Genomic DNA, 24,941 nt, shown 5'->3' with positions numbered 1-24,941 from the left:
GTCCGGCGGGGGACATGGGCGGCGGGTTTCCGAACACTGCGACTCGTGAACGCTCTCGTTGTGGACGCGGCATCCGCTTTCGACGCTGCGTGTGTTCCGAATGCTCTGAGTTAAACAACGAGCAGCACTTTACCGACGTGCCCCGACGATTCGACGAGTCGGTGCGCCTCGGCGGCCTCGGCCATCGGAAAGCGCCGCTCGGAAACCACGGTCAGCCGGCCCGCGTCCACCAGCGGCCAGACGTGTTCCCGCACGGCCGCCACGATCGCGGCTTTCTCGGCGACCGGCCGGGCCCGCAGCCCGGTGGCCAGGACCGCGGCCCGCTTCGCCATGAGCCGGCCCAGGTCGAGCTCGCCGCGGACCCCGCCCTGCAGGCCGATGATCACGAGGCGTCCGTTGACGGCGAGCGCTTCCACGTTGCGGCTCAGGTACGAGGCGCCCATGTTGTCCAGGATCACGTCCGCGCCGTGCCCGGCGGTCAACTCGTGCAGGCGCGCGACGAAGTCCTCCTCGCGATAGTCGATCGCCGCCTGCGCGCCCAGTTCGCGGCATCGCGCGAGCTTCCGCGGCGACCCGGCGGTGGCGATGACCCGGGCGCCGACCGCCTTGCCGAGCTGGATCGCGGTCGTGCCGATCCCGCCGGCGCCGCCGTGGACGAGCAAGGTCTCGCGCGGCTGGAGCCCGGCGCCCATGAACACGTTCGACCAGACCGTGCATACGGTCTCCGGTAACGCGCCGGCCGAGACCAGGTCGATGCCCTTGGGCGCAGGTAGCACCTGTCCCGCTGGTACCGCGACGCGCTGTGCATAACCGCCTCCGGCCAGCAGCGCGCACACCTCGTCGCCGATGTTCCAGCCGGTGACCCCTTCGCCGAGAGCCGCGATACGGCCCGAGCATTCCAGCCCGAGGATGTCGCTCGCCCCGGCCGGGGGCGGGTAGCGGCCCGCGCGCTGGAGCAGGTCGGCCCGGTTGACCGCGCTGGCCGCGACGTCGATCAGCACTTCGCCCGCACCGGGCTGCGGATCCGCGACATCCGTCCACACCAGGACGTCGGGGCCGCCGGGCTCGGTGATCTGGATCGCTTTCATGGTTCCAGCCTAGGCCCGGCCTGGAACCCGCTGGAACTCGCCGGAGCTTCCCGGCCGTCGTGGGCCTTCAGTGCTCGCCGGTATCGCTTCGGGCTGCTTCCCGTGCCCGCTCGTGCGCTTCGGCCGCCGCGGTGAGCGCGGCGACAACGCCGTCGAGTCCGCCGATTCCACCGCCGGCGCCGAGCGCGTATCCGGCGAGGAACGTGGTCAGCGGGGCGGCGGGGCGGGCGACGGCGTGCGCGGCGACCCTGGCGAGTTCGAGCAGCGCGGCCTGCTGCTCGGCGGCAAGGGCCAGTTCCGGGCGGCCCAGTTCCGCCGCCGCCTCAGCCAGCCAGGAGTCGAACATCCGCGGTCGGGTCCCTTCGTCAGGGGGTGCTTGGCCTGGTCTGCGGCGCCCGCCCGCGGTCCGCGATGCGGCGCGCCGTGACCACATCCTCCCAGGTGTCGCAGTCGAGCACGGCATCGCCCGGCTGTGCGAGCCGCACCAATGCCAGATCGTGGACCACCCGGCGCAGCGCGAAACCGGCATTCGCGCCGATCGGACCGAGCCTGGAGGCGAGTGCTTCCCGGCGGTACACGGCGGCCAGCCACTGTTCCCGGCCCGCCGCGTCGACCGCGACGGCGCCGTCGCACGCGCTGCGTGCCCGAGCGGCCGCCATCCACAGGCTGTGGACGGTTTCGCGGGTCAGGAACGGAAGATCCGCGGCGAAGACCCCGACCCACGGGTCCGCTCCGGCGGTGAGACCGGCCGCGATGGCTGCCACCGGACCGCCTCCCGGCGGCTCCTCGCGCACCCAGCGCACGGGCCGTGCCGTGGGCCGGGGCGGCCCGACGACGACCACTGACCCGCCGCCGGGTTCCGCCTCCTCGGCGCAGGCATCGATGACGCGGTCCAGCAGAGTCCTGCCGCCGATCTCGACCATCGGCTTGTCCGCCCCGCGCAGCCGACGCGAAGCTCCGCCCGCGAGTATCAGCACGTCCACGCGCTATGCGGCGATCGGTTCGCGGGGCTTGAGATCACGTTCGAAGTGGATCATCGCGCCGCGGGCGGGATGATTGCGGATGTCCACCCGATCGCACAGTGCCTCGATCAGCATCAGCCCGCGACCGCCCTCGGGCGTGTCCGCGATGTTCACCGGCGTGAGCCGAGCCCGCGGTCTGCGCCGCGCGCCCGTCGCGTACTCGACGAGCCGGCGCGGCGCGAAGCCGACGCCGTTGTCGATGACATCGATCCAGCAGCGCTCCGCGCTGATTCCCGCAGCGACCCAGTAACCCTCCGCCTGACCGGCGTGCTCGATCACGTTCGCGCACGCCTCGGTGAGTGCCACACCCAGGTCGAAGGACACCTCGGGATCCATCCCGGCGAGAGTCGCGCTATCACGCAGCATCCGCCGGGCCTTCCCCACGCTCTCCGCCTCAAGGGGCAGTAGCAGGGTCCAGTTGACGTCCACGAGCCACAACCTCCCACGGTCGAGGGGCACGCTGATACGTATTACCGCGAGCTGGACCTTATACGCGCCGAAAGGACGTGAAACGTGACACCGTGTCGTCACGGATCACTCAGAAGGATGCAAATGTCGACTCGGGCGGGTGCACGATATCCCGAGATACCGTAGAGACCATGTCCATGTCCGCTGAGCATCCGGTACCGCACCCACGCCGCTACGCCTATCTCGGCCCGGAAGGCACCTTCACCGAGGCCGCACTGCTCGCGTTGCCGGAATCGGGTTCGGTCGAGGCGGTACCGTGGCCGACCGTCCCGTCCGCCCTCGACGCCGTCCGGCGCGGCGAGTGCGTGGCCGCGGTGGTCGCGATGGAGAGTTCGGTCGAGGGTGCGGTCACCGCCACCATGGACGAGTTGGCCTCCGGGCAGCCGTTGGTCATCATCCGCGAGCTCCTGCTGCCGGTCGGCTTCGCGCTGCTGGTGCGCCCGGGCACGACGCTTGAGGACGTCAAGACGGTCGCGGGCCACCCGGTCGCCGAACCGCAGTGCCGCCGGTGGCTCGGCGAGCACCTCCCGCACGCCCGCTGGGAAGCCACCACCTCGAATGCGCACGCGGCCCGACAGGTGCGGGACGGTCAGTACGACGCGGCACTCGCCGGTTCCTTCGCCGCGGCCCGCTACGGGCTTGAGGTGCTCGCCGAGCCGGTGCACGACATCGCGGGCGCGCAGACCCGCTTCGTGGTGGTGACCCGGCCGGGGCCGCTGCCGCCGCCCACCGGCGTGGACAAGACCTCGATCACGGTCGGGCTGCATGACAACCATCCCGGTGAGCTGATGGAGATCCTTGAGCAGTTCGCCACCCGAGGGGTGAACCTGTGCCGGATCGAGTCCCGGCCGACCGGTGAAGGCATGGGCCGCTACTTCTTCTTCATCGACTGCGAAGGGCACATCGCGGACTCGCGGGTCGGGGAGGCGTTGATGGGGCTGCGCAGGTCGAGCGCGAACCTGCGGTTCCTGGGCTCCTACCCGAGGGCCGACGGCCAGGCGCCGGCGGTTCGGTTCGGCACCAGCGACGAAGAGTTCACCGAGGCCCGCGACTGGCTGGAGAAGGCGCGCGGCGGCGGTCCCGCCTGACCCTCGCCGGCGTCCGGGGCTGGCGGCCGGACACGTGATGCGACATCGTTGGTGACGCCGAATCAGCGCCGCGCCGCGTGCATTCGCCCACGGCGACGACAACTTCCCGACAGAGTTCTCACCTGGCGTCCTGATTCGGTTACGCTAGGCCACAAGGCTGATTCCCGGGCCGAGCGCATAGGGAAAGGACGACGCCCGGGACGTACCGGGGCGCGGCGCCTCTTCGTCCGCGGGCGCGGGACCCGGACGCGCGAAACCAACGAGCACGGATCGACGCACGAGGGGGTTGACGGTGGCGCTCGTAGTCGTGGTTCCGGGAGCGGGCGGGCCAGGCGGCGGCTCCCGGCCGGGCGGGCAGCGCTCGTTCGGTCCGCTGTCCGTAGGCCCCCTGTCCGCGGGCCCCCTGTCCACGGGTCCGCTGTCGGTCGGTTCGGCGTCGCGCCGTACCGACCCGGTGCATCGGGTGGTCGCCGCCCTGTCCTCGTCCGTGCGCGCGGCGCGCGGGCCGGTGCCGAGGACCGGGGACGTCGTCCTGCTCGACTTCGCCGATCTGTTCGCGGAACGCCCCTGCGACGACGCGGCGCCGTCCGGCGAGGCGGAGCAACTGGCCGAGGAACTGCTGTGCGGCTGGTGGACCGCGGCCACCCGGATCGGCCGGTTCGAGGCGCAGACGGACCGGCGGCGCAGGCCCGCGCAGGCCGCGCAGCGCCCGTCCGAGCCGGGCGGCGAACCCGCGGCCGCCGCCGCCTACTGCGCCGCGCTCGGCACCAGCCCGTACTTCCGCGGCTCGCCCGAACTGGCCGGCGCGGAGGCGTGGACGCTGAGCCGTTACCTGACCGACCTGAAGCTGCGGCACGAGGTGCGCGACCGTACGTTGAGCGCGATCCTGCCGGACACCAGGGTGATCATCGCCCACGGGCTCGGCGCGCTGGTCGCCTACGAGGCGTTGTGCGCGCTGAGTGACGCGGTCTCGGTGTCCTTCGTATCGCTCGGTGCAGCGATGTGCGGACCGCAGCAGGTCTTCACCCGGCTCGAACCCGCGCCGCGCAACGGACAAGGTCAGTGGCCCGCCGCCATACGCCGCTGGTCCAACGTGGTGGCGCATTCGGACCCGACCTCGATGATCGCCCCGCAGTTGACCGACCGCTTCGGGCCCGGCATCGAGGACGAGGTCGTCGAGATCAAGAGCAGTTGCGGTGAGTTGTACCCGTATCTGCTGGACCGGGTGGTCGGCCGGGCGGTGGCGGCCGGCCTGGGCGTCTACCCCAAGTAGTCGCGGCCGCCACCGACCGGGGTGCTCGGTATCCGGATCCTGCGTCGTCAGCGCTCTCATCGGTGCGGGCCCACATCGGTGCGGGCTCTCATCAATCAGGGCTCTGCATTCGAGTCGCTGAGTTCACCGATACTCTCAGTACTCGGGTTCGACTCGCCGCCGGGCCAGTGGGCTGATGCGTGGTCAGGAGCCTGTCAACCGAAGAAGCCGAGCCCCGGCTTCTCCTGCTGGACCTGCGCTGGGTAAGGCGTCGCGTACTGAACCGGGCTCGCCTGCAAAGGTCCGGCCTGGAGGGGGCCGGAGGGTTCGGTCGCGTAGACGGGATCCGCGGCATAAGCGTGCTGCGCCGCGTAGCCGGCGTCGGCTGCGTACGCCGCCGTCACGTAAGCGCCTGGATCCGCCCGCACGTCCGTCGTGTAGACCGCGTGGAGTTCCCGCTCCTTGTGCTGGATCTGCTCGTAGAGCCGCGCGTACAGGGCCTCAAGCGCGCGTTCGGCGCCGAACTCGGCGAGCACCTGGCCCAACGGGCTCGACAACAGCGTCTCGCGCTCCACCCGAGCCTCGGCGGTGCGGGCGCGCAGCCAGATCAGCCGCTGCCGCAACCACAACTGGCGCTCCTCCGTGCCCATCTGCGGGCCCTCGGCGCTGATCACCACCCACTCTTCGGCGAGCCGCTGCAACTCGTACAGGTTGGAGCGGCGGTAGGCGTCGTTCACCCGGGTTATGAAGGCGTTACGCCGCTCCTTCTCCCGCGGGTCCTGCGTGAAGTCGGGATGGGCCCGGCGGGCGAGGTCGCGGTAGAGCCGCTGCAAGGTCTTCGCCGGATCGGCACTCTTCGAAGGCTCCTCGACCGGTTCGGTGAAACGCAGCGTGCTCGCGTATTCCGGGTCGATCACCGCGGTGGGTTCGGGTTCGGTCGGCAGCGGATCGGTGAGCGGATCGAACACGGGCTGCCCGCTCGGTCCGTACCTCAGTTCGTACGCGCGCCGCGCCTGCTCGGGATCGCCGGTCATCGCCGCCCTGGCCTCGGCGATCATCAGGTCCAGTTCGTCGAGCCGGTCGTAGAGCGGTCCGAGGTGGTGATGGTGCAGCCGGGTCAGCCGGTCCAGGTCGAACCGGGTGGTCTCCAAGGCGATCTGCGCCTCGGCGAGTCCTCTCTCGGCGGAGGCTACGGTGTCCTCCAGCGACGGCGCCGCCTGACCCCCCGTGGGCGGTGATGCCGTGCCGAAGGGGTTTACTGCCGTGGCAGACGTCGCGGAGACGTCCATGGCCCCTCCTTGCTGCGTCCTTACGCGGTAAAGATATCGGTGACCGGCGACGACGCCATGGGCGGGCGGCGTCTGACACAGGATCGATATCTAAGCGGCGCGATGCTCCGAGCGGTAACCACCTGGTCACGGACACGGACGCGCCGGTTCGACGGTTCAATCAGCGGTGCGGAAAACCGAGCCGATCACCTCCGCTGAGGGCGATCGGGCACGGATGATCCACGCCCGGCGGCCGGCCTGTCGCTCAACAACCGCGCGCGCGGCCCTGTTCCGGCCGACCCGTTTCCAGCGCCGCGGTCAGTCATAAGGTCCAACCGAGTGGCCGACCGGCCACGGCTGGGCCACGCTCGATGCGTGGGCGCCGGGTGGATCGGCCGTGAGAAGGGCGGAGGCTGTGGCGATGGCGGTGGGCGGATCAACCCGGGGAACGCCGATGGATCGCGCGGTGAACATCGGACCGGTGCTCTCCGAACGACTGGGCTCCGTCGGCATCGAGACTCTGGAGCAGCTCAAACAGCTCGGTACCCTGCGGGCGTGGGAGCGGATCGCGGAAAAGACGCCCGAAGAGGAGCGCGTGCACACGCTGCTCGCGCTGGAGGGCGCGATCCGGGCGGTGCGGTGGACCGCCATCAGCAGGCCGGAGCGTGACCGGCTGCTTGCCGCCGCCGGGCTGCGGTAACCGGCCGAGGCCGCTTCGTCGATCGGCACCGGCGCTCAGACGATGGTGCCGGATTGGAGCGCGGCCCACGTCTGCGCGTTCATGCTTCCGGTGGGCTGGAGTCCGACCCTCGACTGGTAGCTCGCCACGGCGAGGAACGTCGACTGGTCGTAGCGTCCGCTGATGTTGAGGCCGGCGCTCTCTGCACTGTTGAGTGCCTGCTGGAGCCGCCTGACGTCTCCGGAGCGCTCCCCGAGGTGCAGGTTCGGCTGGGATCCGGCGGCGATCAGGGCGGTGAGCGTCGGCCGACCGACAGTGCCAGAGGGATCCGCGCTCACCCGGGCCCTGGCCTGGAACGAAACCACCGCCTGCGCCGTGACCTGGTCGTACTGTCCGGTGATCTGACCGTGGTAGTAGCCCAGCTGATGCAGCCGGCTCTGCACATAGCGCACGTACGAACCGGTTGAGCCAAGCGACAACGGCAGCGTGGTACCGCCGGTGGCCTGCGCACTCGCGCTGGCGCTGGGAGAGGGGCTGGGCGAGGGCGATGCGGCGGCCGAGCCGGGCGCCAGATCGACGCTGCCGACCGAGGACTGGGCCGAGACGGCGCTGGTCGGCGAGCTCGTCGACGTGCCCGCGGCGGCCGCGGCTCCGTTGTTGTGGCTGCCGATGTAGAGCAGACCGAGGATCACCGCGGAAGCCGCGACCACCGCGCCGACGGTCCCCCAGAGCACCGGCTTGCGCAGGCCCGGCTCGTCGTCCCAGACCTCATCCTCGGAGTCCCGCAACCCGGCAGGCGGGAGAGGGCGACCGGGATGCGCCGGGAGCACGGTCGTGCGCTCCGGGGTGCCGCCGAACGGGTCGACGGGCTGTGCCCCGGGCGGCGGCATCCGGTAATCGGCATCGACCGGAGGGATCAGCTGGGTGAGACTGTGCGGGTTGATCTGCCCTTCCGGCTGCCGGAACAGCGATTCGAACGCCGATTCCGTGGGCCGGGCGTGGGCGCCCGCGGCCTGGGCCGGGAAGGAGACCTGCTGAGTGGCGGCCGCCGCCACCGCTTCCGCGGGGACCGCCTCGAAAGGGGCTCCGCACATCCGGCAGAACCGGCCTTCCACCGGCTCGCCACAGGAGCTGCAGTAGCTCACCGCTCGTCACGCTCCATAGGTAGCCCGTGAGGTCGACACCTTATCGGATCTTGTCCCGTCGCCCCGACTGCCGGTCGGCAACTTTAGTACGACAACGCGCGTGTCCGGAACATCTCCTACCGGCCCTTTGCACTCCTGCGACAGGACTGTCACAAATGCGACCGGGATGTTATCGGCTCGACAGTGCCCATGGGCCGGATTTCGCCGGGCCGCCGGTGTATACCTCGCCGATGTCACACTTGCGGCCCACGGATGCGGTGGCGGAGCGGTTCAACTCCCGGCGCGGTCGCTGGTGAAACGGTCACAGGTGAAGCAGAGGCCGGTTCACAGATACTGCCGCGCGGCTGCCACGGCCTGCACGCCATAGGAGGAGCCGAACAGCACCGCGTGCACGAGAAGCGGATGCAGCTGATGCAGCGCGATCCGCTCGCGCCAGTCCTCGTCGAGTGGATACACCTCGTCATACGCGGCGACGACGGTTTCCAGGTGCGGCGGCTCGAACAGCGCCGTCATCGCCAGGTCGGTCTCCCGGTGGCCGCCGTGCGCCGCGGGGTCGATCAGCCAGGCACGGCCGCGGGTATCCCAGTGGATGTTGCCGGCCCACAGGTCGCCGTGGATCCGGGCCGGCAGTTCCGCCGGTCCGGACAGCGCCTCGATGCGGTCGCAGACCCGCTCGATCACGCCCGCGCCCTGCTTGTCGACCGCGCCGCGGTCCACCGCCGCACGCAGGTAAGGCAGCACTCTGCGCCGGGCGTAGAAGCCGGGCCAATCCTCCTCTTCCGCGTTGTCCAGTGGCAGCGCCCCGATGTAGCCGGGCCACGGCGCGCCGAAGGACTGCGCCCCGCGCGCGTGCAGCGTGGCAAGCTGCCGGCCGAACTCCTCCGCGCCCTGCCGGGTCGCCCGGCCCGGTGCGATCCATGTCGTCACCAGCAGCGAGTCGCTCACGCCGAGCACCTCGGGTACGAGCACGCCCTCGGCCTCGCGCAACCAGCGCAGCCCGGCGGCCTCCGAGGCGAGGAAACCCGGGTCCTGCCCGCCGGTCGCCTTGACGAACACGTTGCCGCCGGCGAGCAGCGCCACGCGGTAGGTACCCGCGCCCCCGGCGCCGGTACCCAGCGCCGTCACCCCCGCCACGGCGCCCCCGAGCACCGCGGCCACCTGGTCGCCGATCACCCTGCCCTCGTCTCCAAAGCCTTCCCGAGGTACGACAGCAGGCCCGGCATCGCGTCCTGCACCATCGCCAGGCACTCTTCGAAGCCTGCCAGAGAACCGTAGTACGGATCCGGCACGTCCCATCGGCCGGGTTCCGCCTCGGGGTCGAACTCACGCAGTAACCGCAGTTCGGCCACGCGGGAGGTCCGGTCGTCGCCGTCGCCGTCGCCGTCGCCGTCGCCGCGGCCGGCGCCGGTGCCGGGCAACGCCGCCGCCCATTGTCGCAGGGTGCGCAGATGGCTGGAGTCCAGCGCGATCACCAGGTCGCGGCGCAGCAGGTCGGCCCGCTGGAAGCGGCGCGCGACGTGCCGCGATGGAAACCCGTTGCGTGCGAGCGTCTGCACTGTGCGCGGGTCCGCGCCTTCGCCGACGTGCCAGCCGCCGGTACCGGCGCTGTCCACCTCGATCAGCCGCGTCAGCCCGGCCTCGGCGACCCGCGCGCGCAGGACCCACTCGGCCATCGGCGAGCGGCAGATGTTGCCGGTGCAGACGAAGCAGACCCGGTACGGCCGCCGGGCATGCTGGTCCGCACCGGTACGGATGTCCGTGTTGTTGTTCACTGGCCTTGTTCTTCGGTCATGATCGAGTGCGCGGGCCTTGACCTTCGGCCGCTACCTCCGCTTGTCGTCGGGCAGCGCGGCGTGCAGGACCAGCGACACCGCGGTGATGATCAGCGAGCCGAGCAGTGCGTACCAGAAGTTGCGCACGTGGAAGGCCACGGCGAAGTGTTCGGAGATCTTCGAGGTCAGCCACAGCATGAGAGCGTTGATGACGAAGGTGAACAGCCCTAGGGTTAACAGCCGGATCCCTACGCTGAAGAGCTTGACGATGGGCCTGATGAACGTATTCACCAGCCCGAAGATGAGCGCGACCAGCAGGACGGTCCACACTAGTTGCAAGCCCGTGCCCTGGAACGCGATGCCTGACTTGACCACGATTGAGGCCACGTACAGGCCGACCGCGTTCACCAGGATCTTGATCACGAATTTCTTCATGGCCGCATGTTCCCGCAAGTGGTGCGCTTCGGCCAAGAAGGTGTGGCAAGCTGTTGTAGAAGGGTACGGGTGGCGCTCGCAGAGCGTTGTGTATCACCCATCCGCGTCAGAGCCCGCCGCAAAAACGGGCATTTTGTGCGACACAGGATATGATCGACGCCATGACAGCAGTGGATGACCGGCTCGGCCACATGGTCAAGAGCCTTGAGCAAGAGCTCTCCGGAGCGAAGGACGCGGCACTGCGCCCGATGGGCCTTACCGTCCCGCAGTACTCGGCGCTGTTGGTGATCGCTGACACGCCGGGTATCAGCGGGGCTGAACTGGCCCGCCGGTGCCTTGTGACTCCGCAGACGATGACCACGGTCCTGGGCAACCTGACCGTCAAGGGGCTCATCGAGCGGCGCACCGTACCGGGTCAGGGTCGCGCGATGGAGACGACCATCACCGCGGCGGGCAAGAGATTGCTCGGCCGCGCCGACAAGAAGATCCTCGAGGTCGAGGAGCTGCTCAACGGGCAGCTCAGCAAGGCGGACCAGCAGTCGCTGCGCAAGCTGCTGGAGAAGTGCCGCAGCGCGTTCGCCATCGTGACCGAGCAGGTCGAGGCGGAGGAACCCGCTCCGCCCGCGCGTCCGGCACGCAAGGCGCCCGCGAAGAAGGCACCTGCCGCCGCCAAGAGGCCCGCGAAGAAGGCCGCGACGAAGCGCGCTTCCACGCGCGCCAAGAAGGCCTGATCCGCCGAACCGACAGCCGGTGTACATCACGGCCGTCACAACCGAACGCTGCGATACGCAACGGTCGGCTTCGCCGTCGTATCAGTGGTTTCAGTGCGACTCACTGGTATCAGGAGCTGACAAGAGCAACAGCTGTATTCGCAACAGCTGCCTTCGCGGCACTGGCCGAGCCCACAGCGCGCAAGATAGGCGCGGTGCGGCGAGGCGCCCAACAGCCCGCCGGGGCGCATTAGGTCCCGGCGGGCTTGGGCTGCGTTCGAGAAGTGCTGCGTTTGAGAAGTATCGCCGGGGCCGCGACACCTGCTACGCACGCACGCACGCTCGTCCCCACATCTCCTCTCGCCTTCCCTCCGGCTGCCGATCACGGCCCGTCCTCTTCCGCCGCGCGGCACACTGGCGCACCCGCCGGACGCGATATATCGTGGATTGGGAACGGGGGCGACAGCCCGAACGTTCTCACTACAGACGCCGTATCACGCGGTGTCCTGACGCTCCTGAAGGGGTTGGGGAAGGCAGATGCCAACCTGGCTTAAGGCTGTGCTCGCGGTCGCCGGTGTGGTGATCGCCGCCAAGATCGTCATCGCGCTGGTCAGCGCGGTGTTCAGCACGCTTTTCTTCGTCGCGCTCGCCGTCGGGGCGGTGGGCGTCCTCTGGTACGGATACCACCGGTTCATGAACTCGCTGCCGGCCTACCGCCGGCGGCAGATCCGCAACCGCCGGGACTTCTGAACCGATCGCGCGTGTCCGGCGGCCCGCAGCGGCCGCCGGGCTGACGCTCGTGCGCACTTGCGCGCTCGCGCACCCGCGCTAGGGTGACCCGGGAAAACTCAAAACCGCGGGAGCTCGGAACCGACCGGGCTGAGAGGGCGACTGGCACGGCTGCACGCCATGGCGAGCCGTTGTCGCCGACCGCATGAACCTGTCCGGGTAATGCCGGCGTAGGGAGAGTGGGGCGAGCGTGTCCGCTAGTCGCAAGACGTATCTGAGCAACGACTCCGGCGAGATCCGCGTTCCGATGCGCGAAGTGCTGCTGTCCACCGGAGACCGCGTCGTGTTGTACGACACCTCGGGCCCTTACACCGACCCCGAGGTCGAGACCGACGTGCGGGCGGGCATCGCAAAGCTGCGCGAGCCGTGGATCGCCGCGCGGCCGCGGCGGACAGGATCACAGGACACACAACTGTCCTTCGCCCGCCGCGGCGAGATCACCGCCGAGATGGAGTTCATCGCGCTGCGTGAGGGCGTGCCCGTCGAGAAGGTGCGCGACGAGGTCGCCGCCGGCCGCGCGGTGATCCCGGCCAACGTCCGGCACCCGGAGATCGAGCCGATGGTGATCGGCGAGGCCTTCCTGGTGAAGGTCAACGCCAACATCGGCAACTCGGCCGTCACCTCCTCGATCGAGCAGGAGGTGGAGAAGATGGTGTGGGCCACCCGCTGGGGCGCGGACACCATCATGGACTTGTCCACCGGCCGCGACATCCACCAGACCCGCGAGTGGATCCTGCGCAACAGCCCGGTCCCGGTCGGCACCGTGCCCATCTACCAGGCCCTGGAGAAGGTCGGCGGCAAGGTGCAGGACCTGTCCTGGGAGGTTTACCGCGACACAGTGCTCGAACAGTGCGAGCAAGGTGTCGACTACATGACCGTGCACGCCGGCGTCCGGCGTGACTACGTGCCGCTCACCGCGCGCCGCAAGACCGGCATCGTCTCGCGCGGCGGTTCCATCCTGGCCGCCTGGATGATCGCGCACGGCAGGGAGAACTTCCTCTACGACCACTTCGGCGAGCTGACCGCCATCCTGCGCGAGTACGACGTCACCTACTCGCTCGGCGACGGGCTGCGTCCCGGTTCCATCTACGACGCCAACGACGAGGCACAGCTGGCCGAGCTCAAGACCCTCGGCGAACTGGGCCGGATCGCGCGCGAGCAGGACGTGCAGGTGATGATCGAAGGGCCCGGACACGTGCCGATGCACAAGATCCGGGAGAACGTCGAGCTGCAGAAGCAGCTGTGCGACGACGCGCCCTTCTACACCCTCGGCCCGCTGACCACCGACATCGCCCCCGGATACGACCACATCACCTCCGCCATCGGCGCGGCGATGATCGGCTGGTACGGCACCGCGATGCTCTGCTACGTGACCCCCAAGGAACACCTGGGACTGCCCGACCTGGAAGACGTCAAGCAGGGCATGATCGCCTACAAGATCGCGGCGCACGCCGCCGACCTGGCCAAGGGGCACCCCGGCGCACAGGCCTGGGACGACGCCCTGTCCGACGCCCGCTTCGAGTTCCGCTGGGAGGATCAGTTCAACCTGGCGCTCGACCCGCAGACCGCTCGCTCCTTCCACGACGAGACGCTGCCGGCCGAGCCCGCCAAGCAGGCCCACTTCTGTTCCATGTGCGGACCGCACTTCTGCTCGATGCGCATCACCCACGAACTGCGCCGGATGAACGACGCGGAAGACGCCGCCGGGGTGGTCGGCTGAATCGGCGTGGGGTAAGACTGGTCGGATGCATGAAGGTGTGGAGAGGCGGCGGCTGAAGGCTGCGGACGAGGGGACGCAGCCCTGGCGCGAGTGGGGCCCGTACCTGTCCGAGCGCGCGTGGGGAACCGTGCGGGAGGATTACAGCGCGGACGGCAACGCCTGGCGCTACTTCCCGTTCGACCACGCGCGCTCGCGCGCCTACCGGTGGAGCGAGGACGGCCTGGCCGGGCTGTGCAACCTCAACCAGGACTGGTGCTTCGCGCTGGGCCTGTGGAACGGGCGCGACCCGATCCTCAAGGAGCGCGCCTTCGGCCTCGGCAACGACGAGGGCAACCACGGTGAGGACGCCAAGGACTACTGGTGGTACGAGGACGCCACGCCGACCGGTTCCTGGCTGCGCTGGCGCTACCACTATCCGCAGGGCGAGTTCCCGTATCAGGCTTTGCGCGACCAGAACGCGGTGCGCGGTAAGGACGACCCGGAGTACGAACTCATCGATACCGGGATCTTCGCCGAAGACCGGTACTTCGTCGTCACCGCCGACTACGCGAAGGCCGCGCCCGACGCATACGCTCTGGTCATCACGGCCGAGAACGCCGGTCCCGAGCGCGCGACGCTGCACGTGCTGCCGCACCTGTGGTTCCGCGACATGTGGTCGTGGGGACGAGCGCCCGACATCGAGGACGCGGTGGACACAGAGGCGCTGCTCATCCGCGGCGAGCCGGGCCGGCTGACCGCGACGCACCCGCACCTGGCCGCGCCGCTCGTGCTGGCGGACGCCGACGGCGAGAGGCCCCCGGCGCTGTTGTGCGACAACGAGACGAACGCGGCTCTGCTGTTCGGCGCGCAGAACCGGACGCAGTACCCGAAGGACGGCATCGGCGACCACGTGGTGCGCGGCGCCGCGACGGTCAACCCCGAGAACGTGGGCACGAAGGGCGCGCTGCACTACGTACTGGATCTCGCGCCCGGCGAGCGGCGCGAGATCCGGCTCTGGCTGGCCGCCTCCGGCCTCGGGCCGGCCGACCACGCCGGCGTGCTCGCGGCCCGGCAGGCGGAGGCCGACGAGTTCTACGCGGCCCTCGCCCCCGCGGATCTGCCCGCCGAGGACGCGTGGACCATGCGTCAGGCGTTCGCCGGCCTGGTCTGGTCCCAGCAGTTCTACCACTACGACGTGCACCGCTGGCTCAACGGCGATCCGGACCAGCCGCTGCCCCCGGACCACCGCGCCGACGACCGCAACGCCGGCTGGGACCATTTCTGGGCGCGCGACGTGCTGCTGATGCCCGACCCCTGGGAGTACCCCTGGTTCGCGGCCTGGGACCTCGCCTTCCACTGCGCGGTCATGGCGGAGATCGACCCCGGCCGCGCCAAGCAGCAGCTCTACACGTTCCTGTCGGGACGTTATCAGCACCCGAACGGCCAGGTCCCGGCCTACGAGTGGAACTTCGACGATGTGAACCCCCCGGTGCTGGCTTGGGCCGCGCTGCGGGTGCACCGCGCGGTCGGCGGCGACCTGGAGTTCCTCAAGGCCTGCTTCCACAAGCTGCTGCTGAACTTCACCTTCTGGGTCAACCGCAAGGACGAGGGCCAGGACAACATCTTCGAGGGCGGCTTCCTCGGCCTGGACAACATCGGGGTCTTCGACCGCTCCAGGCTGCCGGTCGACGGCGTGCTGGAACAGTCCGACGGCACCGGGTGGATGGCCTTCTTCTGCCTGCACATGCTGGAGATCTCCATCGAGCTGGCCGGCGCGGAGCCGATCTACGAAGAGATGGCCTGCAAGTTCGCCGAGCACTACGCCTACATCGCCAAGGCGATCAACGACCACGGGCTCTGGGACGAACAGGACGGTTTCTACTACGACCGGCTGCGCCGCGCCGGGAACGAGCCGGTGGTGATCAGGGTGCGCTCGATGGTCGGCGCCGTGCCGCTGCTGGCCGCCATCGCCGTCGAGGCGGACACCCTCAAGCGCCTGCCCCGTTTCACCGCGCACCTGGCGGAGTTCACCACGCGGCGTCCCGAGTACGCCCGCGCCATCACCCGGCCGCACGCGGCCGGCGGCATAGTCTTCTCCCTCGCGGACGACGTGCAGGCGGGCCGCCTGCTGGAACGGCTCGGCGATCCCGAGGAGTTCTTCTCCCCGCACGGTCTGCGCTCGCTCTCCCGCTACCATCGCGACCACCCGTTCGCGGTGCAGGTCGACGGCTGCACCGCGAGCGTGGACTACGAGCCGGGCGAATCCCACTCCGGCATGTTCGGCGGCAACTCCAACTGGCGCGGGCCGGTCTGGATGCCGCTGAACTACCTGGTGTACGAGGTGGTCTGCCGGGTCGGCCCGGTCCTCGCGGTCACCGCGCACCCGGTGCCCGGCGTACCCGGAATCGACCGCGAGCGGTTCGTCGGGCAGTTGCGCCAGCGGCTGGCCGGGATCTTCCGGCTCGACCCCGACGGCACCCGGCCGGTGCTCGGCGCGAGCGCGCCCGGAGCCGATCCGGGCGGCTGCGCGCTGGGCGAGTCAGCGCTCTTGCAGCGCGACCCGCGTTGGCGGGATCGTCCGTGGTTCTTCGAGTACTTCCACGGCGACACCGGCAAGGGTCTCGGCGCGTCGCATCAGACGGGGTGGACCGCCTTGATCGCTTCACTCATTCGTAACCCTCCGTCTGGTTTTCCCGTCCGCTGACCAGGGCATCTTTCCCGAGGCAGGGTAGGCAAGAGGCGCACTGGGGTGGCAGCGGCGCTCGAGAGCGCGCTCAGCGGGCCCGTGCCGTCGCGTCCCGTGCTCGCGGGAGCGCGCGATTACGACCAAGGCGCGATGTTGACCAGGGACAGGCAAGACCGGATCGACGGCCGGGGACACACCGTCAGGGAGCTGTTCACCGGTCGCAGGTACGGGCTCGAACACTATCAGCGCGAGTACGACTGGAGCCGGACGCACGTCGGCGATCTCCTGCAGGATCTGTCCACCCGCTTCCTGGAGCAGTGGCGGGCCGACCACGATCGGGAGGACGTCGCCGTCTACCGTCCTTACTTCCTCGGCCCGTTCGTCACCTATCCGGCGCCCGGCGTGTCCTTTCTCGTCGACGGCCAGCAGCGTTTCACGACCCTGCTGCTCTTGCTGATCCATCTGCGGCACCGGCTGACCGACCAGGAGGATCACGCGGGCGCGGCGGTGCTGGACAACATGATCTGCACCGTCCAGTACGGTGTGCCGACGTTCACCGTGCACGTGGACGAGCGCGAGCCGGCGCTGCGCGCACTGCGCGCCGGGCGTGACTTCCCGGTCACCGAACTGACCCCGCTCGCGGTGCGCACGATGTGCCAGCGGTACCGGGAACTGGTCGAGGACTTCCCGGCGGCGCTGCGCGAGGAGGCGCTGCCGTTCTTCGTGGACTGGCTGCTGGAGCGGGTGTTCCTGGTCGAGATCACGGCACGCGACCGCGACCACGGCTGGGAGATCTTCGAGTCGATGAACGACCGCGGCGCCCGGCTGACCCCGCTGGACCTGCTCAAGTCGTTCCTGCTCTCCCGCGCGGACAAGGACCACAGCGCGCTGAACGCGATCTGGCGGCGCACGATGTCGCAGCTCGCGGTCACCGACGACCAGGCGCCCGGCGACTTCGTCAAGACCATGCTGCTGGCCCGCTACGCCGCCGCGGACCCGGCCACCGGGGAGCGCATCGCCACAGCGTTCCACGAGTGGGTTCGACAGAACACGAACCTGGTCGGCCTCGTTCGCCCGCGCGACTACCGCGTGTTCATCCGGGACACCGTCAGGCCCCTGGCGGACCGGTACCGCGCTCTCGTCGAGGCGTGCTCGGCGCCGGTCAAGGGTCTGGAACCGGTGTTCTACAACGCCGCCAACGGCTTCACCCACCAGCTCACCCTGATCATGGCGGCGATCGGTCCGAACGACTCGGACACCGCGTTCCGGGAGAAGACCCGCCTCGTCGCCGCCTTCTGCGACCTGTTGCTGGCCCGTCGCATGGTCAACTACGCCTCGCTCCAGTCCGGTGACCTGGCCCGGCAGGTCGGCGCCCTGGTCGAGCCGCTGCGTGCCGCGCAGAGCGTGGAGGCGGTGCGCGCGCTGCTGGCCGCGGAGGTGTGCGGGCTCGAACACGACTTCGGCGGCCTGGACACCTTCGGGCTGCGCTCGGACAACCGCAAGCAGGTGCGCTACCTGCTGGCGCGGATGACCGCGTGGCTGGAGACCCAGTGCGGGCAGCCGGACTTGATCGCCGACTATCTCGGCTACGGGCCGTCCGGGCGGCCATACGAGATCGAACACATCTGGGCCGACCACTTCGGACCCTACGCCGACGAGGCAGGAACGCCCGAGCGCTTCCGGGTCGTACGCAACCGTCTCGGCGCGCTGCTTCTGCTACCGAAGGAGATCAACGCCGCCTTCCGGGACGACCCGTACTCGCTCAAGGCAGAGCACTACCGTGCCCAGAACCTGCTGGCCCGTTCGCTGCACCCGCTGTGCTACGAGCGCAATCCCTCGTTTCGCCGCTTCGTGGTGCGTAACGGGTTCGCCGACCACTTCCGGGCCTACCCGCACACCTTCGGGATCACGTCGATCACCGAGCGGCAGCGGCTGTATCGCGCGCTGTGCGAACGGATCTGGGACCCGGCCAGGCTCGGCCTGGCCGCACCCGCACCCGCGGCAGCCGACGCGTCCGAGGTCCGGACCGCTTGACGTAGAACATTGATGTAGCGCTGCCTTGATACGTCGTTCGTGTACTCATCCGTTCAGGTGTATTCGCGCGCGAAGCGGGTATCAGGGAAGCTCGCTGGGCACGGAGGGAAGGCCGCACACCAGGCAGGGGCCGCCGAGGAAAAGGCCCGTGTCGAGGTTGATCGCGTAGCCCCCGGCGTACACCAGCGGCCCGGTCACCGCCTGCGGCTCGATACCGAGCAGCAGCGGGATCGGGGAGTGGCCGTGCACGAGCTGCCTGCCGCCGAAGGTGCGCAGGAACTCGCGGGCAGCCATCCCGTCATCGGAAGCGAAGGCGAAGCGCTTGGTCATCAGGTGGGTGAGACGGTCGATCTCCTCGACGTCCACGGGGTCGCTCAGCAGGGCTGTCACGCCCTCGTTGACCGCCGCGACGGTGTCGCCGAACTCCTGGTACCCGACCGTGTCCGCGTGCACGAGCAGGTGGTCGCCGAGCAGCGCCATGGCGGGCAGCCTGGAGATCCATTCCAGGTGCGCGTCCGTCAGGCGGCTGGAGTCGGCGTCCTGGCCGCCGTTGCCGACCCAGCGCTCGCGGAACAGCGCGTGCGCGTCGTCCTCGCCGCTGTGCATCAGCCGCAGCCGGCGCCCTCCGGGCAGGTGCGCGGCCAGCAACATCAGCTCGTGGTTGCCCAGCAGGCAGCCCACCTCGCCGCCGTGGTCCGCTGCCTGTCGCTGCAGGGACATCACCAGGTCGAGCACGCCGACGCCGTCCGGTCCGCGGTCGGTCAGATCGCCCAGGAGCCACAGCCGGGCGTCCTCGCCGATCCAGCGTTCCCGCTCGTCGATGAAGCCGGCGCGGTACAGCGCCTCGCGCAGCGGGGCCAGGCAGCCGTGCACATCGCCCACCGCGGCCACCGACTCGGACAGGTCAACCATGAGATGTGAGGGTAGTGGGAGAAAGCCGTATTACGGTATCCCTGCCGAGTGTGTCCGTATGCCGTAACGTGCTGGGAAGGGTTTTCGGCGCTGCGCGCGGAGAAACGCGCGGCCGTGTCGAGCACCCGTGGCTTCTAGGAGGTTGCCGATGGCCACGATCGGCCGGGCGGCACGTCGGGAGGGTCCGCCGCGCGCGGGCCAGAGCCTGCAGATTGCTTATTCGCAGCGCTACAGCGCCTGGATCTCCAACCGTCGCCGGTCCGCGGCGCTCTCCGCGCTGTGGTGGGGTCCGGCGATCGTGGGCGTTTCGATCGTCGCGGGCTATTCGACGCATTTCCCGTTCTTCGGCGCCCTCTACTTCGTGCTCGCCTTCGCGGTCGTGCTCGACGTGCTGTTCCGCAAACCGGACGCGCTGGTGCGGGTGCGGGCGCGGGCGGCGGCGGAGTCCGAGACGGGCAAGGCGCTGCGGGCGGTGGAGATCCGGGGCCGGGCGATCGTGCTGCACGACCGGATGCTCACACGGGTCACCGAGCCGTTCGAGGTCGAACACCTCGTGCTCTCGCCGCGCGGCGCCTTCCTGATCGACTCCAAGCAGTGGCAGAACCGTGACGTGCGGATGTTCGGCACGAAGATCTACGTCGACCACGAAGACCGGGCGCCGATGTTCAAGCGCCTGGTCGAGCAGGCGCGCGCACTCGGCGAGGCGCTGACCGAGGCGGCGGCGCACGACGAGGAGGTCGGCATAGTCACCGTGCAGCCGGTACTGGCGGTGCACATGGAGAATCTGCCGGGCACACCGCGCAACATGCTCGGAGTCACCGTGGTCACCCCCCCGCAGCTCGCCCCGATGCTGCGCAGCCCCGACGTGCGCTGGTCGGCCCCCGCCGTGCGGAGCCTGGCCGACGCCGCCGACCGGCTGCTGCTGAGCAAGGACCCGGCCAGAGCCGGATGATGACGCGCGGCGCCGGCGTGTCAGCCCCCGCCGTGCCGCCACCGTTCCTCGATCCGGCCGTATTTCCACACCGCGAGCGCGACCACCCAGGTCGCGACGAAGAGCCCGACGATGAAGAACCCGACCGTGTTCAGGCTCATCCCGCCGATCCACGACCAGAATCCGCTGGTGTAGTTCAACTGCTGCGCGACCAGGCTCAGCAGCTCCACGGTCCCGACGATCAGCGCGACGGCCACCGAGAGCCCTGTGATGGTCAGGTTGTAGTACACCTTGCGCACCGGGCTGGCGAAGGCCCAGCCGTAGGCGAAGTTCATGAACGAGCCGTCGATCGTGTCCAGCAGGCTCATCCCGGCCGCGAAGAGCACCGGCAGCGAGAGGATCGCGTACCAGGGCAGCCCGGCCAGAGCGCTGGTGGAAGCCAGCACCAGGAAGGCGACCTCGGAGGCGGTGTCGAAGCCCAGGCCGAACAGCAGCCCGACCGGGTACATCTGCCAGGGCCTGCTGATCGCCCGCGTGACACGTCCGAGCAGCCGGTTGAGCAGGCCGCGGTTGGCCAGGTGCGCTTCGAGCGCGGCCTCGTCGAACGCGCCGCGGCGCATCGCGCGGAAGACCTTCAGGATGCCCCAGAGGATCGCCACGTTGACCGCCGCGATCAGGTAGAGGAAGGCACCGGAGAGCGTGGTGCCGATCAGACCGGTGTAGTGGTGAAGCCGCGAGCCGTCGTTCCTCACCGGCCCGACCAGTGCTTTGACTCCGAGTGAGAGCAGCAGCGCGAGCCCGAAGACGACGGAGGAGTGGCCGAGCGAGAACCAGAAGCCCACGGACAGCGGCCGCTCGCCCTCGCCCATGAGTTTGCGCGTCGTGTTGTCGATCGCGGCGATGTGGTCCGCGTCGAAGGCGTGCCGCATCCCCAGGGTGTACGCGGTCAGTCCGGTGCCGACGCCGAAGGCCGCCGCGCCGAGCGGGTAGTGCCTCGAAGCGAGGGTGAGGACGATGCCCCAGCCGACGAGATGCAGCAGCAGGATGAACCCGCCCATGCCGGCCAGCCGGTACCACTCCGCCCGGGTCAGCGCGCCGCGCAACCGTCCGATCAGGCCGGCTTCGGGGGCTGGCGCGGGCGCCTGTTCGGCGATGGCGGATCGGCTCATGTGGCTACTATTGCAAAGAGTTCGCATCTGCGGCTATAAAGCAACTGCACGGATGAAAGTCGCCTGGCCGAAGACGTACGCTGAGCGCGGTGGCGGGCTTGCCGCCGCGGAGCGGAGAAAGCGGGCAGCGGTGACCAATTCTGCGATGGCGAACTCGGCGGGCGAACCGGCCGCCGGCACCGGGTCGTCCGCTCGTCCGAAGCTGCGCGAGGCTGTGGCCGGGCTGCCGGCCTACAAGGCGGGCAAGGCGCCCACGCCCGGCGCGGGGCCGTCGTACAAGCTCGCTTCAAACGAGAACCCGTACCCGCCGCTGCCGGGCGTGCTCGAAGCCGCGACCGTGGCCGCGGCATCGGTCAACCGCTACCCGGACTTCGGCTCGGGCGAACTGCTCGGCGTGCTCGCCGCGTACTACGACGTGCCCGTCGAGCACTTGGCCGTGGGTACCGGTTCGGTCGGCGTCGCCCAGCAACTGCTGCAGATCACCACCGGTCCTGGGGACGAGGTGGTGTACGCGTGGCGGTCCTTCGAGGCGTACCCGATCCTGGCCCGGATCGCGGGGGCGACCTGCGTGCAGGTGCCGTTGCGCGACGAGAGGCACGACCTCGGCGCGATGGCCGATGCGGTCACCGAACGCACCCGCCTGATCTTCGTCTGCACGCCCAACAACCCGACCGGCACGGTGGTGCACCGCGACGAACTGGAGCGCTTCCTGGACCGCGTGCCCTCCGACGTGCTCGTGGTCATCGACGAGGCGTACCGCGAGTTCAACCGCGACCCAGCGGTCGCGGACGGCATCGATGTGTACCGCGATCGAGCGAACGTCTGCGTTCTGCGTACCTTCTCGAAGGCCTACGGTCTGGCCGGGCTCCGGATCGGCTTCGCGGTCGCGCATCCTCCGGTCGCGGCCGCGCTGCGTGCGTGCGCCGTGCCGTTCGGCGTCAACGTGGTGGCCCAGGCCGCCGCGGTGGCCTCGCTGCGCGCCGGCGACGCTCTGCGGGAACGGGTCGCCGCGCTGGTCGCGGAGCGCGGCCGGGTGCTGGACGCGTTGCGCGCCCACGGCCTGGCGGTACCGGCCACCGAGGCCAACTTCTACTGGCTGCGGCTGGGCGAGCGGACCGAGAAGTTCGCCGCGGCCTGTGAGGAGGCGGGCGTGACGGTGCGGCCGTTCGCCGGCGAGGGGGTGCGCGTCACCATCGGCGAGCCCGCGGCCAACGATCTGGTGATCGCGGTGGCCGCGCGTTTCGCGTGAGGTGCTGCCTCGCTTGCCGGCCTTTGAGCATACGCAATGATTAAGCACCTGAGCCGAGGTACAAGTTTTCAGTCCGTGGTTAAGCCGGTAGGCACTGTTCGACAGATGCAACCGGTCGGTAACGTGACCCTCGTCAACGCGTTCGCCCGCCGACATCCGAGGCGGCGGCGCGGCGACCCGGCAACGATCCAACCGCGCCCGGCGATCCCGGGAACACGGAGCGACCGACCGGCGACGGTCCGGACGCGGAGGGTGACTGAGCCCACCCGCGCCTCACCTCGCCGTGCCGGCCGCCTTGAGGACGTAACCGCGGACGACCTCCGTGGTCCTCGCCGACGATGAGGAGTGAAGAACGTGACGACACGGACCCCGGCGCGCTCCCGCCGGTCCGCGCAGGCACCGGCGCCTGAACCGCTCTCCCCGCCGGATGCCGCCCACCCCGCCGACGAGAACGGGGAAGCCGAACAGCTCCCCCTGGTTCAGCTGCTCACCCCTGAGGGTGAACGACGCAGCCACCCGGACTATCCGCTCGAAGTGGACGCCGAGCAGGCCCGCGCGCTCTACCGGGACCTGGTCCTGGTGCGGCGGGTCGACACCGAGGGCACCGCGCTGCAACGCCAGGGCGAGCTGGGTCTGTGGGCCTCGCTGCTCGGCCAGGAGGCCGCGCAGGTCGGCTCGGGCCGGGCGATGCGGCCGGGCGACTTCGCCTTCCCGACCTACCGGGAACACGGCGTCGCGTGGACCCGGGGCGTCCCGCCGATCAACCTGCTGGGCATGTTCCGCGGGGTCAACAACGGCGGATGGGACCCGAACGAGAAGAACTTCATGCTGTACACCATCGTGATCGGATCGCAGACGTTGCACGCGGTCGGCTACGCGATGGGCATCCAGCGGGACGGCTCGGACGACGCGGTGATCGCCTACTTCGGCGACGGCGCCTCCTCCCAGGGCGACGTGAACGAGTCCTTCGTGTTCGCCGCCTCCTACAACGCCCCGGTGGTCTTCTTCTGCCAGAACAACCAGTGGGCGATCTCCGAGCCGACCGAGCGGCAGAGCCGCGTCCCCCTCTTCCGGCGCGCTTCCGGGTTCGGGTTTCCCGGAGTGCGCGTTGACGGCAACGACGTCTTCGCGTGCCTCGCGGTGACGCGCGCCGCGCTCGACCGCGCCCGCAGCGGCAACGGCCCGACGCTGATCGAGGCTTACACGTACCGCATGGGGGCGCACACCACCTCGGACGACCCGACCCGTTACCGCGGCAATGACGAAGTCGAACTTTGGCGTACCCGAGACCCGATCGCCCGGCTGCGTGCGTACCTCGTGCGCGAGGCTCAGGCGGACGATGCCTTCTTCGCCGACGTGGACGCCGAGGCCGACGCCTTGGCCGCCGAGATCCGAGCGGGTTGCCTGGCGCTGCCGGACCCGCATCCGATGAGCATGTTCGATTACGTGTACACCGGACCGCACGCTCAGGTCACGGCCGAGCGCGCACAGTTGTCCGCGTACCTCGACGGCTTCCACGACGAGGAGGCGGCTCGATGAGCGCGGCTCCCGACTCCGCCGCCGCCGCGGCCCCGGTCACCCTCGCCAAGGCGCTGAACAAGGGCCTGCGCCGCGCGATGGAGCGCGACCCGAAGGTCTTGCTGATGGGCGAGGACATCGGCAAGCTCGGCGGGGTGTTCCGGGTCACCGACGGCCTGCAGAAGGACTTCGGTGACGCCCGGGTCATCGATACCCCGCTGGCCGAGTCCGGCATCATCGGCGCCGCCATCGGCCTGGCGCTGCGCGGCTACCGGCCGGTGTGCGAGATCCAGTTCGACGGCTTCGTCTTCCCGGCCTTCGACCAGATCACCACGCAGGTCGCCAAGCTCTATGCGCGTTCGCTCGGCAAGATGCGCGTTCCGATCGTCATCCGCATCCCCTACGGCGGCGGCATCGGCGCGGTCGAGCACCACTCCGAGTCGCCCGAGGCGCTGTTCGCGCACACCGCCGGTCTGCGCGTCGTGGCCTGCTCGAACCCGGTGGACGGCTACTGGATGATCCAGCAGGCGATCGAGTCCGATGATCCGGTCATCTTCTTCGAGCCGAAGCGCCGGTACTGGGACAAGGCTCAGCTCGACGAGACGGCCGGCCCGGCGTACCGGCTGGACCAGGCGGTCGTGGTGCGCCCGGGAACCGATCTGACGCTCGCCGCCCACGGCCCGATGGTGCGCACCTGTCTTGACGCGGCCCGCGCCGCCGAGGACGAGGGACGCTCGATCGAGGTCGTGGACCTGCGCACCATCTCGCCGCTCGACGTGGACACGGTCGCCGATTCGGTCGGCCGAACCGGCCGGCTGGTCGTCGTGCACGAGGCCCCGGTCTTCTTCGGGCTCGGCGGCGAACTGGCCGCGCAGATCACCGAGCGCTGTTTCTACCGGCTTGAGGCCCCCGTCGGCCGGGTCGGCGGATTCCACACCCCGTATCCGCCCTCGCGGATCGAGGAGACCTACCTGCCCGACCTGGACCGCGTGCTCGACGCCGTCGACCGCGCCTTCGAGCACTGAGA

General features: G+C 69.8%; 23 protein-coding genes. 12 read left to right on the top strand and 11 right to left on the bottom strand.

All coding sequences use genetic code 11. The features are described 5' to 3' along the window. Positions 1-110 precede the first annotated feature (110 nt). The 4 genes from KGA66_RS09535 to KGA66_RS09520 form a co-directional block, all read right to left on the bottom strand. Complete coding sequence (locus KGA66_RS09535; protein WP_211466828.1) at positions 111-1,088, bottom strand: NAD(P)H-quinone oxidoreductase; 978 nt, start codon at positions 1,086-1,088, stop codon at positions 111-113. Positions 1,089-1,155: 67 nt separating this feature from the next. Further along, positions 1,156-1,434, bottom strand: a complete 279-nt coding sequence (locus tag KGA66_RS09530; protein WP_211466826.1) for a DUF6457 domain-containing protein — start codon at positions 1,432-1,434, stop codon at positions 1,156-1,158. 19 nt (positions 1,435-1,453) lie between these two features. Next, on the bottom strand, positions 1,454-2,071 hold the full coding sequence (gene mobA, locus KGA66_RS09525) for a molybdenum cofactor guanylyltransferase (RefSeq protein WP_211466825.1): 618 nt from the start codon (positions 2,069-2,071) through the stop codon (positions 1,454-1,456). A gap of 3 nt (positions 2,072-2,074) precedes the next feature. Beyond that, positions 2,075-2,539, bottom strand: a complete 465-nt coding sequence (locus KGA66_RS09520; RefSeq protein WP_211466823.1) for an ATP-binding protein — start codon at positions 2,537-2,539, stop codon at positions 2,075-2,077. Positions 2,540-2,709: 170 nt separating this feature from the next. Here KGA66_RS09520 and pheA point away from each other — a divergent pair, with 170 nt between their 5' ends. Further along, complete coding sequence (gene pheA / locus KGA66_RS09515) at positions 2,710-3,666, top strand: prephenate dehydratase (RefSeq protein WP_211466821.1); 957 nt, start codon at positions 2,710-2,712, stop codon at positions 3,664-3,666. 292 nt (positions 3,667-3,958) lie between these two features. After that, positions 3,959-4,939, top strand: a complete 981-nt coding sequence (locus KGA66_RS09510; RefSeq protein ID WP_211466819.1) for a hypothetical protein — start codon at positions 3,959-3,961, stop codon at positions 4,937-4,939. A gap of 194 nt (positions 4,940-5,133) precedes the next feature. Here KGA66_RS09510 and KGA66_RS09505 read toward each other — a convergent pair whose 3' ends face one another. Beyond that, positions 5,134-6,207: a J domain-containing protein gene (locus tag KGA66_RS09505; RefSeq protein ID WP_211466817.1), complete on the bottom strand. Its 1,074-nt coding sequence runs from the start codon at positions 6,205-6,207 to the stop codon at positions 5,134-5,136. Positions 6,208-6,652: 445 nt separating this feature from the next. On the opposite strand from KGA66_RS09505, the gene KGA66_RS09500 reads away from it, so the two are divergent. Further along, positions 6,653-6,886 (top strand): TfoX/Sxy family DNA transformation protein, encoded by a 234-nt coding sequence (locus KGA66_RS09500; protein WP_211466816.1) that lies wholly within the window; start codon positions 6,653-6,655, stop codon positions 6,884-6,886. 35 nt (positions 6,887-6,921) lie between these two features. On the opposite strand, the gene KGA66_RS09495 is transcribed toward KGA66_RS09500, so the two are convergent. From KGA66_RS09495 to KGA66_RS09480, 4 genes are all read right to left on the bottom strand, one after another. Beyond that, the gene (locus KGA66_RS09495) at positions 6,922-8,010 is read right to left on the bottom strand and encodes a peptidoglycan-binding domain-containing protein (RefSeq protein ID WP_211466814.1); all 1,089 of its coding nucleotides are present in this window, start codon (positions 8,008-8,010) and stop codon (positions 6,922-6,924) included. Positions 8,011-8,334: 324 nt separating this feature from the next. Beyond that, entirely contained in the window at positions 8,335-9,183 is an 849-nt protein-coding gene (locus KGA66_RS09490; protein WP_211466812.1) for a fructosamine kinase family protein, read from the bottom strand. Then, positions 9,180-9,683, bottom strand: a complete 504-nt coding sequence (locus KGA66_RS09485; RefSeq protein ID WP_211466840.1) for a low molecular weight protein-tyrosine-phosphatase — start codon at positions 9,681-9,683, stop codon at positions 9,180-9,182. Before KGA66_RS09485 ends, KGA66_RS09490 begins: the two co-directional genes overlap by 4 nt. 150 nt (positions 9,684-9,833) lie before the next feature. Continuing rightward, a complete protein-coding gene (locus KGA66_RS09480) occupies positions 9,834-10,217 on the bottom strand; it encodes a phage holin family protein (RefSeq protein WP_211466810.1) in 384 nt (127 codons plus the stop codon). 161 nt (positions 10,218-10,378) lie between these two features. On the opposite strand from KGA66_RS09480, the gene KGA66_RS09475 reads away from it, so the two are divergent. The 5 genes from KGA66_RS09475 to KGA66_RS09455 all read left to right on the top strand — a co-directional run bounded on the left by KGA66_RS09475 (position 10,379) and on the right by KGA66_RS09455 (position 18,135). Beyond that, complete coding sequence (locus KGA66_RS09475) at positions 10,379-10,948, top strand: MarR family winged helix-turn-helix transcriptional regulator (RefSeq protein ID WP_211466808.1); 570 nt, start codon at positions 10,379-10,381, stop codon at positions 10,946-10,948. A 516-nt stretch (positions 10,949-11,464) separates the two neighbouring features. Then, complete coding sequence (locus tag KGA66_RS09470) at positions 11,465-11,677, top strand: hypothetical protein (RefSeq protein WP_211466806.1); 213 nt, start codon at positions 11,465-11,467, stop codon at positions 11,675-11,677. 229 nt (positions 11,678-11,906) lie between these two features. Further along, entirely contained in the window at positions 11,907-13,436 is a 1,530-nt protein-coding gene (gene thiC, locus KGA66_RS09465; protein WP_312886837.1) for a phosphomethylpyrimidine synthase ThiC, read from the top strand. A 25-nt stretch (positions 13,437-13,461) separates the two neighbouring features. Then, positions 13,462-16,119, top strand: a complete 2,658-nt coding sequence (locus KGA66_RS09460; RefSeq protein WP_211466804.1) for an MGH1-like glycoside hydrolase domain-containing protein — start codon at positions 13,462-13,464, stop codon at positions 16,117-16,119. A 45-nt stretch (positions 16,120-16,164) separates the two neighbouring features. Then, entirely contained in the window at positions 16,165-18,135 is a 1,971-nt protein-coding gene (locus tag KGA66_RS09455) for a DUF262 domain-containing protein (protein ID WP_211466802.1), read from the top strand. Positions 18,136-18,216: 81 nt separating this feature from the next. Here KGA66_RS09455 and KGA66_RS09450 read toward each other — a convergent pair whose 3' ends face one another. After that, on the bottom strand, positions 18,217-19,047 hold the full coding sequence (locus KGA66_RS09450; protein WP_211466800.1) for a metallophosphoesterase: 831 nt from the start codon (positions 19,045-19,047) through the stop codon (positions 18,217-18,219). A gap of 148 nt (positions 19,048-19,195) precedes the next feature. Between KGA66_RS09450 and KGA66_RS09445 the strand changes: the two genes are divergently transcribed. Then, entirely contained in the window at positions 19,196-19,999 is an 804-nt protein-coding gene (locus tag KGA66_RS09445) for a nuclease-related domain-containing protein (RefSeq protein WP_211466798.1), read from the top strand. A 20-nt stretch (positions 20,000-20,019) separates the two neighbouring features. Here KGA66_RS09445 and nicT read toward each other — a convergent pair whose 3' ends face one another. Further along, complete coding sequence (gene nicT, locus KGA66_RS09440; RefSeq protein ID WP_211466796.1) at positions 20,020-21,147, bottom strand: Nickel transporter NicT; 1,128 nt, start codon at positions 21,145-21,147, stop codon at positions 20,020-20,022. 145 nt (positions 21,148-21,292) lie between these two features. Here nicT and hisC point away from each other — a divergent pair, with 145 nt between their 5' ends. The 3 genes from hisC to KGA66_RS09425 all read left to right on the top strand — a co-directional run bounded on the left by hisC (position 21,293) and on the right by KGA66_RS09425 (position 24,939). Next, positions 21,293-22,396 (top strand): histidinol-phosphate transaminase, encoded by a 1,104-nt coding sequence (gene hisC / locus KGA66_RS09435; RefSeq protein ID WP_211466794.1) that lies wholly within the window; start codon positions 21,293-21,295, stop codon positions 22,394-22,396. Between the two features lie 345 nt (positions 22,397-22,741). After that, positions 22,742-23,935, top strand: coding sequence for a pyruvate dehydrogenase (acetyl-transferring) E1 component subunit alpha (pdhA, locus tag KGA66_RS09430; RefSeq protein ID WP_438822026.1), 1,194 nt, complete (start codon positions 22,742-22,744; stop codon positions 23,933-23,935). Continuing rightward, entirely contained in the window at positions 23,932-24,939 is a 1,008-nt protein-coding gene (locus KGA66_RS09425; RefSeq protein WP_211466792.1) for an alpha-ketoacid dehydrogenase subunit beta, read from the top strand. Before pdhA ends, KGA66_RS09425 begins: the two co-directional genes overlap by 4 nt. The last annotated feature ends 2 nt before the right edge of the window (positions 24,940-24,941 follow it).

The sequence above is a fragment of the Actinocrinis puniceicyclus genome (genome assembly GCF_018283645.1).
Classification (GTDB): Bacteria; Actinomycetota; Actinomycetes; order Streptomycetales; family Catenulisporaceae; genus Actinocrinis; species Actinocrinis puniceicyclus.
The sequence above is the reverse complement of the archived record's forward strand: the minus strand, read 5'-3'. Positions and strand labels throughout refer to the sequence as shown.

Coding starts and splice junctions, on each gene's coding strand:
- KGA66_RS09425 (WP_211466792.1), top strand. CDS start 23,932: ATGAGCGCGGCTCCCGACTCCGCCGCCGCCGCGGCCCCGGTCACCCTC.
- KGA66_RS09460 (WP_211466804.1), top strand. CDS start 13,462: ATGCATGAAGGTGTGGAGAGGCGGCGGCTGAAGGCTGCGGACGAGGGG.
- KGA66_RS09505 (WP_211466817.1), bottom strand. CDS start 6,207: ATGGACGTCTCCGCGACGTCTGCCACGGCAGTAAACCCCTTCGGCACG.
- KGA66_RS09475 (WP_211466808.1), top strand. CDS start 10,379: ATGACAGCAGTGGATGACCGGCTCGGCCACATGGTCAAGAGCCTTGAG.
- KGA66_RS09530 (WP_211466826.1), bottom strand. CDS start 1,434: ATGTTCGACTCCTGGCTGGCTGAGGCGGCGGCGGAACTGGGCCGCCCG.
- KGA66_RS09450 (WP_211466800.1), bottom strand. CDS start 19,047: ATGGTTGACCTGTCCGAGTCGGTGGCCGCGGTGGGCGATGTGCACGGC.
- hisC (WP_211466794.1), top strand. CDS start 21,293: ATGGCGAACTCGGCGGGCGAACCGGCCGCCGGCACCGGGTCGTCCGCT.
- KGA66_RS09485 (WP_211466840.1), bottom strand. CDS start 9,683: ATGGCCGAGTGGGTCCTGCGCGCGCGGGTCGCCGAGGCCGGGCTGACG.
- nicT (WP_211466796.1), bottom strand. CDS start 21,147: ATGAGCCGATCCGCCATCGCCGAACAGGCGCCCGCGCCAGCCCCCGAA.
- KGA66_RS09445 (WP_211466798.1), top strand. CDS start 19,196: ATGGCCACGATCGGCCGGGCGGCACGTCGGGAGGGTCCGCCGCGCGCG.
- KGA66_RS09480 (WP_211466810.1), bottom strand. CDS start 10,217: ATGAAGAAATTCGTGATCAAGATCCTGGTGAACGCGGTCGGCCTGTAC.
- pheA (WP_211466821.1), top strand. CDS start 2,710: ATGTCCATGTCCGCTGAGCATCCGGTACCGCACCCACGCCGCTACGCC.
- KGA66_RS09470 (WP_211466806.1), top strand. CDS start 11,465: ATGCCAACCTGGCTTAAGGCTGTGCTCGCGGTCGCCGGTGTGGTGATC.
- KGA66_RS09535 (WP_211466828.1), bottom strand. CDS start 1,088: ATGAAAGCGATCCAGATCACCGAGCCCGGCGGCCCCGACGTCCTGGTG.